The sequence below is a fragment of the Enterobacter sp. ECC_219_Taxon_10 genome, from assembly GCF_058354905.1.
This window is the reverse complement of the sequence record NZ_CM178005.1, coordinates 4,610,887-4,628,712: the sequence shown is the minus strand read 5'-3', so window position 1 is coordinate 4,628,712 and position 17,826 is coordinate 4,610,887. Positions and strand designations below refer to the sequence as shown.

Sequence of the window (17,826 nt, the reverse complement as noted above, 5' to 3'; positions counted from 1 at the left end):
CCCTCGCCCCTCTGGAGAGAGGGTTAGGGTGAGGGGGCCAGACCGCACCCCTCTCAAGGCTCCCCATACAACCCAATCAACCGCCGCACCACGCCGTTCGTCCAGCCGAAGCCGTCCTGCAGCGGATACTCCCCGCCGCCCCCTTCGCGCGGCGTACTGCTGGCGATATGGTACTTCTCGATCAGCTTGTGGTGCGTCTTGTAGAAGTGGTTCACCGTATGCAGCCAGCTCCAGGCGATTTCATCCCCCAACGAGTCGTTGCCGTACTGTTTGAACCCCTGAATCGCCATCCACTGCAGCGGCGCCCAGCCGTTGGGTTTATCCCACTGCTCGCCGGTTTCGTATTCGGTTGCCAGAATCCCGCCCGGTGTCAGCAGGCGCGCTTTTACCGCATCAGACAGGCGCTCGGCCTGCTCATGGGTGGCCATGCCCACGTACAGCGGCACAATGCTCGCCGCGGAGAACAGCGCCATCACCTCGCGGCGCCAGTCGTAGTCGCGGTAGCAGCCGTTCTCTTCATCCCACAGGTAGCGGTTCACCGCCGCGCGGCGATCGCTGGCCTTCTGGCGGAACAGCTCGGCGGTCTCTTTATCCCCTTTCGACGCCGAAATATTGGCGATCGCGCTCTCCAGCTTGAACAGGAAGGCGTTCAAGTCAATCGGGATAAACTGCGTCGTGCGGATGCTGGCTAATCGGCCCGGCTCGCGCAGCCAGCGAGAGGAATAATCCCAGCCGGAGGCCGCACCGGCGCGCAGATCGCGATACACCTCATTCGGCGGACGACCCGAGTGGCGGGCTGTTTCCACGTCCTCAATCCACGATTCGTCGCGTGGGGTATCACGGTCGTCCCAGTAGCGGTTCAGCAATGAACCGTCCGGCATGCGTACCGCGCTGCGGTAGGCCTGATTAAGCAGCAACGACTCCGCGCCGTCCATCCAGAAGGCGTGCTCCATTTTAAGGTGCTCAAGGTAGCGTTTCGCGCCGCGCACGCCGTCCTCTTCAAACAGCTCCACCATCAGGGCAAAGACCGGCGGCTGGGAGCGGCTGAGGTAGTAGGTGCGGTTACCGTTCGGAATATGGCCGTAGCGTTCGATCAGCCACGCGAAATTATCCGCCATGCATTTGAGCAGATCGTTACGGCCGCTCTCCGCCAGCCCCAGCATGGAGAAGTATGAATCCCAGTAGTAGGTCTCGCTGAACCGCCCGCCGGGGACGATATAGGCCTGCGGCAACGCCAGCAGGGAGGACCAGGGAATGTGATCCTGCGGTTCGCGCGTCAGGACGGGCCACAGGCTATCAATGTGCTCTTTCAGCGACAGGCCAGGGTCGGAGACATATTCCGTGCTGTAGGTTTCCGGCAGCCAGAAGTGGTTCTCCACGAACTGGCGCAGGTCAAAATCCCGGTGGCGTCTGACCTTGCGGTAGCGGATCAGGATATCCAGCGGATCCATCTTCGGCGCGCAGTCGGGGAAGGTTTTGCTGTCCGCAAACAGCCGCGTCGACTGTACGTGTTCGAACAGTTCAAGATAGCGGTCTGCGGGCGTCAACGCATCGGAGGCGGGTAGCCCCTCGATCATTTCGGGTTCCGGCTCCGCCTCAATCATCTCATCCAGTTTCAACTCGCAGGGATCGGTCTCGTAGCGCAGCTCTTCTGCAATCTCGAATTCGATGTTCTCGGTAGCCTGTAGTTTCTGGTTGAACATGGTGATAAGGACCTCCGGTTGTGTGTTCTAAAGACAGATTTTTCCGGGCGTCTTATAAGCGTAGACATTCGCTTCGGTAGATGTGGAGGGATATGTGCGGTAGATCACTCTTTTCGGAGCATTCGTTTTGCAACGATTTATGTCATCAAGCCCGAACAAACCGTCATCCGGGCATCTTCCGGTGCTCAGTACAGATAATTCCGTTTTGCCAGATCGACCAGGTCCGCCAGACGGGTAATGTTAAATTTTGCCATGATACGCTGCTTATACGCGCTCACCTTTTTATTATTCATGTCCAGCATCGAGGCAATAATCTGGTTGCTATAGCCGGCAGAAATGTAGCGCAAAATACAAATATCAATATGGGACAAAGATAATAATAACGAGGCATCCCGCGGATATCTGGCATGATGATGCCAAAGCTCAGAACCGTAGCAATACTGGCCGGAGAGTACGTTATTGATGGTAGTGATTATTTTATCTAACGAGCTATTTTTATTGATGTAACCGGCCGCGCCAGCTCGCCTGCTTAGCTGGATGTGAAAATCGCTGAAAGACGAGGACAAGATGAGAATCCGAATATCCGGGTACGTTTTTCTTATTTTCGCCAGGTAAGAAAATACCTCAGCGCTTTGTTGCAGATGTTCCATGATAATCAGGTCCGCGCTTAACGCAGGTAATGCGCTATGCAATTCCTCGATTGTAGGAAATTGTGCCACAACCTCATAATCTTGTTCTGTTAATAAGCCCTTGATACCTGCACGCAGCAGTGGGCTGGAATCCATGAGAATGACTTTTCTACCTGACATTCCTGTCTGTCCTGAGTGGGTAACAAAAACATTATTTTCTCTCCGTCTCTAAAAAAGTGAACCAAGACTTGTCTTTATCTTTGCCATTATTTTCTTCACGCCATCTCTACCGAACCTTTCCCTTAAATGACTTATAAGACCGGTTTGCGACAGGTCTTATTAAGCCAACACTTGCCAGCCGGGAAGATAGCGCCAGCCAGGGAATGTATCCCGTATGGAAGTGCGTCTGGCGCGTTGCGCGGACACAGATCGATTATTTACACGAGAATTTAAAAAATGACTCTCAAGCCAGTAAATATTGCAGTCGTAGAGAAAGATACGATTGTCAAAGCTGACGTTCTGCGCAGTGAAAAGGTTGGCAGTGCTGTCAAAATTAAGGCCATCCCGAATGCAAAATATATTCTTGCTGAAGGGGAAAATGGCGTCGCGCCAGAAAACATTACGCTGAAACGCGTAGGCAAAGACCTGTTCGTCATGCTGGAAGGCACTGACGAGGATCAGCCACAGCTGATCATTGAAGACTATTTCGATAACCCAGGTGAGCTGGTCGGTAAAGGCGAAGACGGTCAATGGCATGAGTACATCGCCACCGATGGCGACGACGACCACAAAGCCGCGTTCCTGCTGGACGGTGAATCTTCCGCCCAGGCGCTGGGTGCGGGCGCGATTGCAGGTCTCGATGGTCTGGCCGTTGCGGGCACCGCATTTTCTCCTGCTCTGCTGGCGCTGGGTGCGTTAGCCGGGATTGGTGCGCTGGTAGGCCTGGGCGCCATTATTCGTCATAACCGTGACGATGGCGGTGACAAAAAAGGCACCGTTGCACCTGTTGCTACCCCTGAACTGACCGACGTGCACGACGATTACGGCACCAAAACCGGCTCGATCCCGCAAAACGGCGTGACTGATGACGCCACGCCAACGTTTAGCGGTACAGGCAAAGCGGGCGATATTGTTGAGTTCTGGGAAAACAACGTCAAGCTCGGCGAAACCCGTGTCGGCGCTGACGGAACCTGGACCTGGACGCCGGAAACCCCGCTGGCGCACGGCGACCACAGCATTGTGCTGATCGGTAAAGACCCGGATGGCCGCACCAGCGCGCCGAGCGATTCTTTTGATTTCACCGTCGATCTGGAAGCCCCTGTTAAGCCGATTATTGGCGAAGTGGAAGACGATGTTGGCGCGAAAACAGGCCCAATCCAAAACGGCGATGCGACTGATGATAAACAGCCGGTCTTCCGCGGTGAAGGTGCCACGCCTGGCGATACCGTGCGCCTGATCGTTGACGACGAAGTGGTCGGCACGGCGATCGTCGGTGAAGACGGTAAATGGGAAGTGACGCCGGAAAACCCTCTGCCGGAAGGCAGCCATACCGGTAAGGTGATCATCACCGATCCGGCCGGGAACGACAGCGAACCGTCTGATGACTTTAAATTTATCGTTACGCCAGAAAAACCGGTCATCGGCGAAGTAGAAGATGACGCGGGTACCGTTGTGGGGCCAATCCAGAACGGCGGTGCAACTGACGACACGCAGCCGACGTTCCGCGGTGAAAACGGCACGCCTGGCGATACCGTCAGACTGATCGTGGACGATGAACTGGTGGGAACGGCGATCGTCGGTGACGACGGCAAGTGGGCAGTGATCCCTGAGAAACCGTTGCCGGAAGGCAGCCACACCGGGAAAGTGGTGATTACCGATCCAGAAGGCAACGCCAGCGAACCGTCTGATGATTTCGAATTTATCGTTGATCTGCAAGGTCCTGACAAGCCGGTCATTGGTGACGTTGAAGACGACCAGGGACCGTCCGTAGGGCCAATTCATGATGGTGACACCACTGACGATACCCAGCCGGTGTTCAGTGGCGACAAGGGTACGCCTGGCGACACCGTGCGTCTGATTATTGACGACGAAGTTGTGGGTACCGCAATTGTTGGTGATGACGGCAAGTGGGAAGTAACTCCGGAGAAACCGCTGCCGGAAGGGAATCATGAAGCTGTCGTCGTCATCGTTGATCCGGTCGGTAACGCCAGCGATCCGTCCGATCCGATCGGCTTCATCGTAGACACCACGCCGCCGTTAAAACCGACGATTGATAGCGTGTTTGATGATGCTGGCCTGAAAACAGGCAACCTGACCAGCGGCGAGGTCACCGATGACAGCTCCCCGGCCTTTACCGGTACCGCTGAGAAAAATAGCCTGGTGCACATCATTGTTAACGGTAAGGAAGTGGATTCCGTTACCGCTGACCCGACAGGTAAGTGGACCTGGACGCCGTCTCCGGCGCTGACGAACGGCCACTACGATGTGAAAGTGGTTGCCGAAGACAAAGCGGGTCTGCGTTCCGAACCATCCGATGCGTTCTCGTTTGAGCTGGTAGCAGGCGGCATTCCTCCGGCACCGGCAATCACGGACGTAATCGATGATGTTGATGCCCATGTTGGCACCGTACAGCAGGGTGGCATCACGAACGATGACAAACCGACCATCACCGGTACGGGTCAGGACGGGACGACCATTTACCTGTATGACGGCACTAACCCGACGCCAATCGGTAGCGCTGTGGTTACGGGTGGCACCTGGACCATTGATTTCGACACTGCACTTTCGCAGGGCGAGCACCGCTTCCGCGCGGTGGCGGAAAACGCCGTGGGCAACCGCAGCCCGGAAACCGGCGAGTGGATGATTATTGTGGACTCCGTTAAACCGCTGGCACCTACGGACATTGAACTGTGGGACGACTTCGGCACGCCGGGAATTATTGCGGATAACGGTACCACCGACGATAACACCCCAACCTACCGTGGTAAGGGTGACGCGAACGGTACCGCGATCATCGATCTGGGTAATGGCACCATCGTGCGCGTGCCGGTAGATGGCAGCGGTAACTGGAGCTACACCCCGGCACCGGCCCTGGCGGATGGTGACTACACCTGGAAAGTCTCGATTGAAGACAAAGCGGGTAACGTTGGACCAGAGTCTGCGCCGATCCACTTCACCGTGGACACCAGCCACAACGGTGTGTCTATCAGCCACGTGGAAGACGATGAAGGCGAACTGAAGAGCAATCTGGCCAGCGGCAGCCATACCGATGACACGACACCAACCGTTGTGGGCCGCGCGACGCCTGGTGCCGAAGTGAAAGTGTATCTGGACGGCAACTTTGTCGACACCGTGATCGCTGACCCGGCGACCGGTGCGTGGAAATACACCTTCAACCCGGCGCTGACCACTGACAAGACGTACCAGATCACCGCCAGTGAAAATACCGGCACCGGTGATAGCGCGCAGACGGCGCCGTTTGAACTGACGCTGGATACCCGCGTACCGGTTGGCTCATTCGATAGCGTATCGGATGACGTCGGTCTGGTGCAGGACGACCTGGTGAACCCGGCAGTGACCGATGACACCACGCCAACTCTGCACGGGACCGGCGTCGCGGGTGATGTCGTGTTTATTTATGACGGTGACACGCTGATCGACTCCGTGACCGTAGGCCCGGGCAACACCTGGAACTTTACACTGCCTGCACAGAACAACGGCACGGAACTGGCCCTGAAGACGGTGTTCCAGAGTCCGACCGGCGTGAGAAGCGCCCCGTCCGCGGAGTGGAAAATCACCATTGATACCGACGCGCCGACAAGCAGTGCGGTGGTGGATGCGATGACCCAGGACTCCGGCGTCAGCGGCAGCGACTTCATCACTAACAGTGGTAAAGCCGGTAGCCTGGTCAGCGGTCATCTCTCAGCTCCGCTGGAAGCGGGCGGGAAAGTACTGGTCTCCACTGACGGCGGGAACACCTGGCTTGAAGCGATGGTCGACGGCGACAAATGGGCGTTTGTTGATGGGCAGGGACACAGCGCGAACTGGACTGTCCTGACGCGTGTGGTCGATATCGCCGGGAACTACACCGAATCCTCGCAGAAAGTGGTGCTGGATCAGGTGGCACCTGATGCACCGACCGACGTGGTGCGCAGCGGTAATGACGTGACGGTAACGCTGCCGGGCAGCGGGATTGTCGAGGGCGACACCGTGCTGGTGAAGAACGGCGACGTTACCGTCACCCATACGCTAACGGCTGCCGACATTGCTAACGGCAACGTGACCCTGACCATGCCTGCGGGTGGCTACACCGATATTCCGGTGGGCGCGGCGATTGTTGACGCGGCGGGTAACAGCTCCAGCTACCGCACCAGCGCGTTTACCAGTACCAACAACTTCGAAGACGACACGGAGTTCGCGGACATTAACGCGGGAGCGTGGGTACACGGGATGCGTTTCTCCCACACACCAGGTACCGGCCCGACGGATTATGAGTTCAACAAACAGGTCATTGGCACGGGTAGCACCAACAGTCTGTATCTCTACAGTAGCTCAGGAGATAACGGGATGGCAGGCAGCATGTTCGTTGATTTCCAGTATGGCGCTAAAACGATCGATTTCGTTTTCAACCCGCGCCTTGCTGGCCCATCGACGGTGGTGACGTTCTACGACATCAACGGCAATGAGATTAGTTCGCAGACGGTGAGTGCTTTCCTCAGCAACCGTAACGTCCCGGTGTCGTTTACCAGCCCGGATGATACACCGGTTTACCGGATGGAGATCCACCACGAGGAGCAACCAACAAGCACCGGGTTTGGTTTCAGCATCGATAACCTGGTGGTGAGCGGAACGGCGAAAACCGTCACCCCGGGTGAGTTCCTGGCGGATAACCAGGGCGATGTCTGGTACGGGGACGCAGCGGACAACCTGTATCAGGTTGCGGACGTGGCCAGCCTGACCGGTGCGGTGATTCAGGGTGGAGAAGGCACCGACACGCTGAAGCTGCTGGGGGCGGATCAGCACCTCGACCTGAGCGCGTTGACCCACCCTGTCCAGTCAGTGGAAGTGTTCGACATTACGGGAACAGGCAACAACACCCTGACGCTGAGTGCGGGGGATGTGCTGGAAAACGCCACGCAGAACCTGTTCCACGACAACGACTTCAACCAAATGATGGTGAAGGGCGACGCGGGGGACACGGTGAATCTGAGCGACCTGCTGCCGAACGGTATGGACCCGGGTAACTGGACCGATGGCGGGACGGTGAATGTTGGGGGAGTGGAGTATCAGTCTTATCAGATGGATAGCCTGAATACCGAGATCCTCGTTCAGATGGGAGTCACGGTCACGCTACAGAACCATTAATTGATGCCAGGAAAGTGAGGCTCCTGCACCGGAGCCTCCAGAACGTTTTAGACCAAAACATAAACAGAATTCATTTGGAAAATTGTATGAAAAAGACCATTACTTCTAACAACAATACCGAAAATATCGCCGCAATGGCGACATTGCCACCGCTGCCGACAGACGTTTTACTGTGGAACGACTACCAGTTCCCGCGTGAAATTCACAACGGCGATCCGAGCGAAGATAACACTCCAACCTTTAGCGGTAAGGGTGAGGCGGGCATGACGGCGGTGATCGACCTCGGTGGCGGTCAGAGCGTTCGCGTACCGGTCAGTTCAGAAGGTATCTGGAGCTGGACCCCTGCGCCTGCGCTGGCTGACGGGTCTTATACCTGGTCAGTCGCTCTGGAAGACAATCAGGGCAACCGCGGTCCGTCTACCCCGCCAATCAGCTTCACCATCGATACGGTAGGTAATGCGGTCTCCATCAGCCACGCTGAAGATAACACCGGTACGCTGACCAACCCGCTGGCAAGCGGCAGCAGCACGGATGATGTTAACCCGGTTATCGTGGGGACGGCGACGCCGGGCTCCCTGGTGACCCTGTACGTTGATGGCGAACCTGTTGGCTCGATGACCGCTGATCCGGTCACCGGCGAGTGGGCGATTGAGATCAACCCGGCGCTGGAATCGGGTAAAACCTACGAAATCACCGCGGGCGAGTATAGCGGCCCAGGCGAAATCCCTGCGCCGACGCGTCCGTTCCTGTTGACGGTAGATACCGTTGTGCCGACCGGCACCTTCGATCGTATTGAAGACAACGAAGGCCGTTATAAGGGTGATGTGGCCAACCCGGGCGTGACCGATGACACCACCCCAACCCTGCACGGTACCGGCCGTCCGGGGGATATCGTGTTCGTGCGCAACGGCAGCGACATCATTGATTCAGTCACTGTTCGCCCTGACGGCAGCTGGGAATACACCCTGCCTGAGCAGACGAACGGCACTGCGCTGGACGTCAGCGTGGTCTTCCGTGGCCCGACCGGTGTGGAAAGCGCACCGACCGCACCGTGGAAGCTGGTGATTGATACTGAAGCACCAAACAAACCGATTATTGGCGACGTCGAGGACGACCAGGGTCCGGATGTCGGCCCTATTCACAACGGTGACACCACGGATGATTCGCAGCCGGTATTCAGCGGCGAAGGCGCCGTGCCTGGCGATACCGTTGAACTGATTGTTGATGACGAAGTCGTGGGGACCGCGATTGTCGGTGACGACGGTAAATGGGAAGTGACCCCGGAGAAACCGCTGCCGGAAGGCGAACATGAAGCGGTAGTCGTGATCACCGATCCTGCGGGCAACGCCAGCGAGCCGTCCGATCCGATCGACTTTATCGTCGACACGCAGCCGCCGGCAAAACCGACGATCGATACCGTTTATGATGACGCAGGTCAGCATACCGGCAATATCGCTAACGGTGGTATTACGGACGACAGCACCCCGGACTTTACCGGTACAGCCGAGAAGGGCAGCCTGGTGTTTATCATTGTGAACGGGAAAACCGTTGACTCTGTGACCGCTGACGCCTCAACCGGGATCTGGACCTGGACGCCAGCACTGGGCATGGCCAACGGCCATTACGATGTCACCGTTGTGGCGCAGGACAAAGCGGGGCTGCGTTCCGAGCCGTCTGATGCGTTCTCGTTTGACCTGCTGGCGGGCGGTATTCCGACGGCTCCGGCCATTACTGACGTGATCGACGACGTTGACGCGCACGTGGGTACGGTACAAAACGGCGGCATCACGAACGACGCACGCCCGACCATTACCGGTACCGCACAGGATGGCACCACGGTCTATCTGTACGATGGCACTAACCCGGATCCGATCGGCAGTGCCGTGGTAACAGCTGGCCGCTGGACCATTGACTTTGATTCTGATCTGCCGCAGGGCGAGCACCGCTTCCGTGCCGTGGCCGAAGACAGAACCGGTAACCGCGGTCCGGAAACCGGCGAGTGGGTGATTATTGTCGATTCCGTTGATCCGCTGGCACCTACGGACATTGAGCTGTGGGACGACTTCGGCACGCCGGGTCTGATCGCCAATGACGACACCACCGATGACAACACCCCAACCTACCGTGGTAAGGGTGAAGCGAACGGTACCGCGATTATCGATCTGGGTAACGGTACTACCGTGCGCGTACCGGTAGACGAGAAAGGTAACTGGAGCTACACCCCAGCACCTGCGCTGGCGGATGGCGACTATACCTGGAAAGTCTCTATCGAAGACAAAGCAGGTAACGTGGGTCCGGCTTCTGACCCTATCCACTTTATCGTGGATACCAGCCGTAACGGTGTTTCCATCAGCCACGTTGTGGACGATCAGGGCGACTTCGTCGGTAATCTGGGCAGCGGTAGCCACACTGACGACACGACCCCAACAGTGGTGGGCCATGCGACGGCGGGTGCCCTGGTGAAAGTGTACGTTGATGGCAAATACATCGACAGCGTGCGCGCTGACGCCGTAACCGGTGCATGGCAGTACACCCTCAGCCCGGCGCTGACAGCGGATGCAACCTATAAGATCACCGCCAGCGAAGACGCAGGCGCAGGTGAGAGTGCACAAACCGCACCGTTCGAACTGACGCTGGATACGCGTGTGCCGACAGGTTCTCTGGATCGCGTCGCGGATGACGTGGGTCTGGTTCAGGGCGATCTGGCGAACCCGGCCGTGACCGATGACACCACCCCAACCCTGTACGGTAAAGGTGTGGCAGGTGATGTGGTGTTTATCTACGACGGTACCCGACTGCTTGACTCCGTCACCGTAGGGCCAGCAAATACCTGGAACTACACGCTGCCACAGCAGAACAACGGCACTGAGCTGTCTCTGACAGCGGTATTCCAGAGCCCGACCGGCGTGAAGAGCGCACCAACGGCTGCGTGGAGCCTGACCATTGATACCGAAGCGCCAAACGCGCCGGTTATTACCGGCTCCTGGGATGATGTCCAGGGCGGTGTATATAACGGTCTGGTGGGTAATGGCGGTGTAACCAACGACAGAACGCTGGATTTACGCGGCACGGCGGAAGCAAATAGTGTTGTTTACATTGTGATCGATAACTATGGCACTGTTGCGGGTTCCGTGACGGCGGATGCGAAAGGTAACTGGGCATTCCCTGTCACGACTAACTACAACCAGCAGTACGACTTCCATGCGTACTCTGTCGATCCGGCGGGCAACCGTTCAGTGGACTCTGCGAAGTTCTCGATTACAGTTGATACGGTCAATAACGCACCTGTCATTACCGGCTCCTGGGATGACGTTCAGGGCGGTGTGTATAACGGTCTGGTGGGTAACGGTGGCGTAACCAACGACAGAACGCTGGATTTACGCGGCACGGCGGAAGCGGGCAGCGTGGTGTATATCATCAACCCGGCAAACGGTGGGGTGCATGGTTCAACCACGGCGGGTGCGAATGGACAATGGTCTTTCCCGCTGACCACCAACTATAACCAGACGTATAACTTCCAGGCTTACTCTGTTGATAAAGCCGGGAACCGTTCGGAGAACTCCACCAACTTCGCGATTACCGTGGATACCGTGGTGGCCGCACCGAACGTAACGGTTATCTCTGATAACGTGACCGGCGGTAAAGTCGGTAACCTGGTTGACGGAGATCGTACTAACGATAACCGTCCGACCATTACCGGTAATGGTGCCGAAGCGGGTGCGAAGATTGAGATCGTGCTGGCGCTGGGTAACCAGGGATGGACGAGCGGTACAAACCTCGTCTACACCACCACGGCCAAAGCCGATGGTACCTGGAGCCTTGAAATTCCGAAGGCATTGCAGGATGGCACCTGGTACTTCCGTGCTAATCAGACTGACCTGGCGGGCAACAAGAGCGCTCTGGGGAACCAGCACTATGTTGTTGTCGATACCGTGGCTGCCGCGCCGAACGTAACGGTTATTACTGATAACGTGGCGGGCGGTAAAGTCGGTAACCTGGTTGACGGAGATCGTACTAACGACAACCGTCCGACCATCACCGGTAACGGTGCGGAAGCGGGCGCGAAGATCGAAATCGTGCTGGCGCTGGGTAGTCAGGGGTGGACGAGCGGTACAAACCTCGTTTACACCACCACCGCCAAAGCGGACGGTACCTGGAGCCTGGAAATTCCGAAGGCATTGCAGGATGGAACCTGGTATTTCCGTGCTAATCAGACTGACCTGGCGGGCAACAAGAGTGCTCTGGGTAACCAGCACTATGTAGTGGTTGATACGGTTAACGCAGCACCGACCATTACCAGCGTGATGGATAACGTCGGGAATGAAACCGGCAATGTTGCCAACCTGGGTAAAACGGATGACAGCACGCCAACGTTGAACGGTACGGCGGAGGCAGGCAGTACGGTCTATATCGCCGTGAATGGTGGCACCTACTCGACCACCGCCTCGGCGACGGGTAGCTGGAGCTTTACACCGTCTGCACTGCCGCTGGGTAACCATACCTTTAGCGTCTTCTCGATTGATCAGGCGGGTAACAGGAGTGCGGGTGTTTCCCGTAGCCTGACGGTAATCTCACCGAAAACAAGTGGCTTTGAGGACTTTAATGCGCTGACCCCACAGAGCTATGGGAAGGGGCTGGTTACACTGGCGAGTGGTCTGAAATTTACGTTAAGCGATAACTATTATCCGGGTTACGGTGGTTCAATTTATCAGTGGGGTGTAGGGAATAGCCGTAAACTGGCACTGACCGGTGATATCACCATGCATTTTGATGGTGTGAATGCGGTAAGCATGAAGCTTTCCGGTGCAAACGACTCAATTCAATCGAGTGTCGTGAAATCCACCTTCATTGTCTACGATACTGCAGGCAAGGTGATTTCATCCGGGTATCTGCCTTCTGGGGAAGCGACCTTCTCCGCCACCGCACCAGCGGGACGCGAGATTGGCAATATTGTCTTCCATATGGGGCGTGGGGCCAGCAGTGGTCTGTCGGGCGGTGGTAATACCATCAACACCGATCAGTACATGATTGATGATGTTCGCTGGACGGTTAACACCACCCGCACTGCCTCCAGAAGCATGATGATGAGCACGGAAGAGCAGCATGACGACAACACCCATGCCGTCAGCACGCTGAACGGTCATGAGATCAATCTGGATAACCTCCAGCACAAGACCATTGATCTGACCAACAGCAAGCAGGACAAGCTGAATATCAGTCTGAACGACGTGCTGACTCACGCTGAGAAAGATCTGTTTATCGCCGATGGCAATAAACAGATGATGGTTCAGGGTAACAAAGGTGATGTTGTGAACCTGAGCGATCTGCTGCCAGACAACAGCGATCCGGGTAACTGGACCAATGCAGGCAACGTTAAAGTTTCCGGCGTGGAATATCAGGTTTACCAGGTGGAAAACCTTGATGTTGAACTGCTGGTGCAGAACGGCGTCACCGTCAACGTGAATAATCACTAACTAAAACTTTTCCAGGCCCCCGGGAGGGGGCCTGTGGAGGATTTATGACTTTTTTCAAGACCTCTTTATTCGCGGCGCTGTTTACTACCTCCGCATTTGTTATCCACCCGGCGCTGGCGGCGGAGAATTTTGGTAAGACCTATCAGCCTGTCGCTCCCGTCGGCCAGACGCAGACGCAGGTGGTTTACTACCGTGATGCCAGCAACACCGCAGGTGGCGCAGCGCATATTTATGTCGATAACGAATTCCACGACGCACTGCTGCCGGGCGGCTATACCGTTTTCTGTCTGGCGCCGGGCAAGCATAATCTGGGCGCGTACCAGAATGATGCACCGCAGTATCGCGGCAAAGAGCAGGGCTACAACGTCGAGATGAGCGGCGGCCAGACCTATTTCGTGCGCGTCAGCTCAACCATGAATGCGGTGCCGGAAGCCCGTACGCGCGAGCAGGCGGAAAAGGATCTCGCTGGTCTGCGTGAGCAGACGCACGTGCTGTCCCGTGCCTCAAGCGTAGAGGCCTGTAAGAACCTTGCGCCACAGTACAAAGATTACACCCTCTCGGGCGATGTGATGTTCCGCTTCGGTAAGGGAAATGAGAAGGGCGTTTCCGCTCAGGGTCGCCAGGCAGTAAAAGATCTGGTGGCGACGATCAAACGTGAAAACGTTGAACTGAAACAGATCCAAGTGATCGGCCACACGGACGCCATCGGCAGCGATCGTAGCAACTATGCGCTTGGCCTGAAGCGCGCGCAGACTGTCCGCACCATGCTGGCTGAAAACGGTCTTCCGGCTCGCCTGATGACGGCGACCAGCGTGGGCAGCAATGAGCCTGTAGTCAATGACTGTGACGCCTCGAACAAGAGCGCGTTGATCTCCTGTCTGTCGCCTAACCGCCGTGTTGTGGTACGCGTAAGCGGCGATCAGAACGTGACTGCTCCTGCGCAGAAATAATCGCTAAACCCTGCCTTCCCGTAACGGGAGGGCACCATCTTTTCCCCCTGTTTCCTCTCTAAAACCTGTTTCGTGACAAAAAATAACCAGTTCCATTGAGACAGGTCTCATTAAGGCAAGACCATTCCGCGTGACAGAATATTCCTAATTCATCTCAAAAAGTCATTTTATCTTTTTGATTTAACTGTCTTTTAACAACCAGGAACACGCGAATTATGGAATCCTCAATGGCCAATACCCAGGAGGAACAGCTGCACACTATCGCCCGTGATACCCGACTCAATGACGACACTCTGCTCAGAAGCATTGCCTGGCTGTCCGATCATTATGGTCTGGGTAAGAGCGACGATGTCTTGCTGGCTGGTCTGCCTGTTGAACAAACTCTCACACCCTCTTTAGCGCTTGATGCGCTTAAAAATGCCGGTATCACCGGGGGGCTCATCAAGCGTAATAGTGCGGAACTGCCCGAGCAGGTTTTCCCCATGATTCTGCTGCGCAAAGGTGCGGGCGGCATGGTGCTGCTTGCGCGCGAGCGTCGTAAAAATGCCGACGATAAATGGGATCTGTTCTACTCCCTGATCATGCCGGAAGTGGGCGACGAGCCGGTTGAGCTGAACCATGAGGCGCTCAGCGAGCTGTATGTCGGTTATGCCATTGCGGCGAAACCAACTGCGCGCATTGACAGCCGGGTCAGCGATATCGCGCCGCCGCAACCAAAAGGTCACTGGCTGTTCAGTACCCTGTGGCGCTATCGCAGCTACTACCGCAGCGCGGCGCTGGCGTCGGTGCTGGTCAACGTGCTCGCGCTGGCAACGGTATTCTTCACCATGAACGTGTATGACCGCGTTATCCCTAACCAGGCCTTTACGACGCTCTGGTCGCTGGCGGCTGGCGTACTGGTGGCGATGGTCTTTGAGGCCATTACCCGTACCGTGCGGGCGCATCTGCTCGACACCGCCGGCAAGAAAGCGGATTTGATTGTCGGCAGCGTTCTGTTCCGTCAGTCGCTGGCGGTCAAAATGGAGCATAAACCGGCCTCCTCCGGCTCGTTTGCCAACCAGCTGCGCGAGTTTGAATCCGTGCGTGACTTCGTCTCATCAGCCACCCTGGCGGCCATTGCCGACTTACCTTTTGTGCTGCTGTTTATCAGCATTATTTTTGCCATCGGCGGTACGCTGGCCTTTATTCCAATGCTGATGTTGCCGATGATCCTGATCGTCAGCCTGCTTATCCAGTGGCCGCTGGCGAAGGTAATGAAAGCCAGCCTGCAGGAAGCCTCGTTAAAGCAGGGCGTACTGATTGAATCCATTGAAGGCATGGAAACCCTGAAATCGGTCGGCGGTGAATCCTGGATGCAGAGCCGCTGGCAGAAATTCAGCGCCATGCAATCTTCCAGCGCGGCGGCGTCAAAACATTATTCGACGCTGGCGATGAACTCGGTGAGTTTCCTGCAGCAGCTGCAGACGGTGATGCTGATCGTCACCGGTGTATACCTGATCGATGCCGGTAACCTGACCCAGGGTGCGCTGATCGGTACCGTGATGCTGGCGGGTCGCGTGACCGCGCCATTAAGCCAGGTGATTGGTTTAGCCGTGCGTTATCAGCAAGCGAAAGCCGCGCTGGGCTCGCTGAACAGACTAATGGAACACCCGACCGATCGCAGCAGCGACATTGATTACATCAAACAGCCTGAGCTGAATGGCGATATTGAGCTGAAAGGCGTGACCTTCTCCTACCCGGCACCGCCGATGCAGCCGAACCCGGAGATCCTCAAAGGGGTCAACCTGACGATCAAACCGGGCGAGCGCGTGGCGATTGTCGGTAAAATTGGCAGCGGTAAATCGACCCTGCTGCGCATCATCGCGCGCCTTTACACCCCGGTGAAAGGGCAGCTCTTCAGCAGCGGTCTGGATGTGAACCAGATTGAGCCCTCCGACTGGCGTAATAATGTGGGCTTTGTCGGCCAGGAAGCGCGCCTCTTTTACGGCACCCTGCGTGAAAACATTATGATTGGCCGTCAGAACGCCTCCTCTGATGAATTCCTGCACGTGCTGCGTCTGACGGGGCTGGATCAGATTGCAGCGCGTCACCCGCGCGGTATTCACATGCCTGTTGGTGAGCAGGGCAACAGTTTGTCCGGCGGCCAGCGTCAGCTGGTATCACTGGCGCGTACGCTGCTGGCGAAACCAAATCTCTTGCTGCTGGATGAACCGACCAGCGCGATGGATTCCCAGACGGAAGCCCTTTTCTTACAACATCTGAAAGTCGCGACCGCCGGACACACGCTGGTGGTGGTTACCCATCGCCCGTCGCTTCTGGCGCTGGTCGATCGCATGGTCATTATTGATGACGGCAAAATTGTGGCCGATGGTCCTAAACAGCAGGTGCTGGCCGCTCTGAACGGCGCACCCGCAAACGACAGTACCCCTGCAAAAGCCGCTACAGGAAAACAGCCCGTGGAGGCCAGCGCATGAAATTCTTAAAACGTAACAACAGCAAGGCATTATCCGCGCGTGATGCCGCCTGGATGAGCGATATCCAGGAAGCGCTATTCTCCCAGACCACGCCAAAGTCGCGCCTGGTGCTATGGCTGATTCTGGTGGTGTTCGTCGGGTTTTTAACCTGGGCGCATTTCGCCAAGGTGGAAGAGATCACCAAAGGCGACGCGAAAATCGTCTCGAAAAGCCGCGAGCAAATTATCCAGAGCCTGGAGGGCGGGATTCTCGAAGAGCTGAACGTCCGTGAGGGTGACATTGTCGAGCCGGGGCAGGTACTGCTGAAAATAGACCCGACCCGCGCCCAGTCCAGCTATCAGGAGACGCTGCGTAAAGTGGTGGCGCTGGAAGCGACCGTTAACCGCCTGCGTGCAGAGGCCTACGGCCTGCCGCTGACGTTTAGCGACCGGGTGAAACAGTACCCTTCCGAAGTGGACCTGGAAACCCGCGCCTACAACAGCCGCAAACAGGCGCTGGAAGAAGGGGTGGCCTCGCTCGAGAAAAGCTACCGCCTGGCGCAAAACGAAATTGCCATGTCCGAGCCGCTGGCCGCGCGCGGCCTGCTCTCAGAAGTGGAGCTGCTGCGTATGCGTCGTCAGGCGAATGACCTGCAATCGCAAATTGTCGAGCGTCGTAACCGCTATCAGGCGGATGCCAACGCCGAGCTGATTCGCCAGGAGCTGGATCTGGTGCAGGCCGAAGAGAGCCTGACAGGACGTGCCGACGTGGTGAGCCGGACAACCATCTCCGCGCTGGTAAAAGGCACCGTGAAAAACGTGCGTGTCACCACCATCGGCGGCGTTATCCAGCCCGGTGAACACATTATGGAAATCGTGCCGCTGGAAGACCAGCTGCTGGTTGAAGGGAAAATCAAACCGTCTGACGTCGCCTTCCTGCATGCCGGATTACCGGCAATGGTGAAAATCACCGCATACGATTTCGGCATCTACGGTGGCCTGAAAGGGCACGTGTCTCTGGTCAGCCCGGATACGCTGAAGGATGACGCCAAAGCCGCCGCTGGCCGCCCTGACGACACCTATTACCGGGTGATGGTATTAACTGACAGCAGCACGCTGAATGCGGGCGGTAAATCTCTGCCTATCATTCCCGGCATGATTGCCACGGTTGAAATCCGTACCGGTGAAAAAACCATTCTCGATTATCTGTTGAAACCTATCTTCAAAGCGAAGGAAGCGTTCCGCGAGCGTTAA

The 17,826-nt window shown here is 56.7% G+C and carries 7 protein-coding genes; 5 read left to right on the top strand and 2 right to left on the bottom strand.

Annotated elements, in window-relative coordinates; all coding sequences use genetic code 11:
* Window positions 1–53 precede the first annotated feature (53 nt).
* Together AC4ICF_RS22035 and AC4ICF_RS22030 are read right to left on the bottom strand one after the other, a co-directional pair.
* Window positions 54–1,703, bottom strand: coding sequence for an alpha,alpha-trehalase (locus AC4ICF_RS22035; protein WP_116342834.1), 1,650 nt, complete (start codon window positions 1,701–1,703; stop codon window positions 54–56).
* A gap of 185 nt (window positions 1,704–1,888) precedes the next feature.
* Complete coding sequence (locus tag AC4ICF_RS22030) at window positions 1,889–2,512, bottom strand: response regulator transcription factor (protein WP_192983783.1); 624 nt, start codon at window positions 2,510–2,512, stop codon at window positions 1,889–1,891.
* Window positions 2,513–2,788: 276 nt separating this feature from the next.
* Here AC4ICF_RS22030 and AC4ICF_RS22025 point away from each other — a divergent pair, with 276 nt between their 5' ends.
* The 5 genes from AC4ICF_RS22025 (at window position 2,789) to AC4ICF_RS22005 (ending at window position 17,826) form a co-directional block, all read left to right on the top strand.
* Window positions 2,789–7,696 carry an Ig-like domain-containing protein gene (locus AC4ICF_RS22025; protein ID WP_316380212.1) on the top strand — a complete coding sequence of 1,636 codons (4,908 nt, stop codon included), beginning with the start codon at window positions 2,789–2,791 and terminating at the stop codon, window positions 7,694–7,696.
* A gap of 86 nt (window positions 7,697–7,782) precedes the next feature.
* Window positions 7,783–13,170, top strand: a complete 5,388-nt coding sequence (locus AC4ICF_RS22020; RefSeq protein ID WP_316380213.1) for an Ig-like domain-containing protein — start codon at window positions 7,783–7,785, stop codon at window positions 13,168–13,170.
* A 44-nt stretch (window positions 13,171–13,214) separates the two neighbouring features.
* Complete coding sequence (locus tag AC4ICF_RS22015) at window positions 13,215–14,120, top strand: OmpA family protein (RefSeq protein WP_096928588.1); 906 nt, start codon at window positions 13,215–13,217, stop codon at window positions 14,118–14,120.
* Between the two features lie 215 nt (window positions 14,121–14,335).
* The gene (locus tag AC4ICF_RS22010; RefSeq protein WP_439209917.1) at window positions 14,336–16,594 is read left to right on the top strand and encodes a type I secretion system permease/ATPase; all 2,259 of its coding nucleotides are present in this window, start codon (window positions 14,336–14,338) and stop codon (window positions 16,592–16,594) included.
* Window positions 16,591–17,826, top strand: a complete 1,236-nt coding sequence (locus tag AC4ICF_RS22005) for an HlyD family type I secretion periplasmic adaptor subunit (RefSeq protein ID WP_116342823.1) — start codon at window positions 16,591–16,593, stop codon at window positions 17,824–17,826. The genes AC4ICF_RS22010 and AC4ICF_RS22005 overlap by 4 nt, the downstream gene beginning before the upstream one ends.